General features: G+C 23.7%; 1 protein-coding gene. It reads left to right on the top strand.

All coding sequences use genetic code 11. The features are described 5' to 3' along the window. Positions 1–68: 68 nt before the first annotated feature. Positions 69–803, top strand: a 735-nt coding sequence (locus tag BGS40_RS09780) for a hypothetical protein (protein ID WP_257841716.1), incomplete at its 3' end; no start/stop codon positions are given.

Below are 803 nucleotides of genomic sequence, written 5' to 3' on the forward strand. Positions count from 1 at the left end.
TTTAAAGACTATCAAAAATTTAATATATTTGATATAATATTCATTTATCTTAAATATTTAGAAAAAAAATGGATAGAGAATTATTTATAACAAGGCTTGCTTTTATAAACAATGACGAAATAGACACAATAGATAAAAATTCATCCATAGCATATTTAAAAGCCTTATATCAATGTGAAAATTCCATAGCTATAAATTATAATCAAGAAGAGCTTTTCACCCAAGCTACCGCTATAAACAATCTAGGCTATAATTCTACTTTCACAAAAATCTTCATCCTAGATAAAGAAAAGCTCAATGATACCTATCTTGATGCTAGAAAAAGGCTTTATAAATCTATCAATACTTTAAAAGAAAAAAGAAATGAAAAAATAAAAGATATCCAAGACTATTTAAATAAAGAAATTTCCTTACAAGATAATCTAAATAATCAAAGCTTTAATACTAAGGAAAATGATGTTAATTTAATTTTAAACGAAGTATTTAACATAGAGCAATTTTATGATAAAAATACCAATACCATAGTATTAAAGACAAATAATATAAAAATCGTATTCTTAGATAAAGTAAATTTACAAGATTTGCAAGATAATTCTAACAATACTTCTTTCATCTCTATGTCAAATTTGATCCATATTTATGATAATCATTGTGATATTTTTGCAAAAGATAGAAGTGTTTTGGATATAAAGGACATAGAAGAAAAATACCAAATAGATTTTAAAAGTTTAGATATAAAAATCTTCCTAAACTCCACTCTCCTTACAGGCTCAAATGAACTTCCTAATAATCCTTTTTACTTT

The sequence above is a fragment of the Campylobacter sp. 107 genome (assembly GCF_002383835.1).
In the GTDB taxonomy this organism is placed as follows: domain Bacteria; phylum Campylobacterota; class Campylobacteria; order Campylobacterales; family Campylobacteraceae; genus Campylobacter_D; species Campylobacter_D jejuni.